1 protein-coding gene is annotated in these 422 nt (G+C 51.9%); it reads right to left on the bottom strand.

From position 1 onward, the window contains the following. On the bottom strand, positions 1-422 hold a 422-nt coding region (locus NNO08_RS22975; RefSeq protein WP_271457611.1), incomplete at both ends, for an EF-Tu/IF-2/RF-3 family GTPase.

Genomic DNA, 422 nt, shown 5'->3' with positions numbered 1-422 from the left:
ACTTCAGATTCGAACTTGGTGTGCGGCTTGATAGAGCCCGGCTTAGCCAGTACCTGACCACGTTCGATTTCTTCACGTTTGATACCACGCAGCAGAACACCAACGTTCTCACCAGCACGGCCTTCGTCCAGCAGTTTGCGGAACATTTCAACGCCAGTACAGGTAGACTTGGCAGTCTCTTTGATACCAACGATTTCAACTTCTTCACCAACTTTGATGATACCGCGTTCTACACGACCGGTAACAACGGTACCACGACCGGAGATGGAGAATACGTCTTCGATAGGCAGCAGGAACGGCTTGTCAATCGCACGCTCTGGTTCCGGGATGTAAGAATCCAGGAAGCCAGCCAGTTCGATGATTTTCGCTTCCCACTCTGCTTCGCCTTCCAGCGCTTTCAGAGCAGAACCACGAACGATCGG

Source organism: Citrobacter sp. Igbk 17, assembly GCF_028069775.1.
Lineage (GTDB): Bacteria > Pseudomonadota > Gammaproteobacteria > Enterobacterales > Enterobacteriaceae > Citrobacter.
Note: the sequence above shows the minus strand (reverse complement) of the source record. Positions and strands in the feature narration are given on the sequence as shown.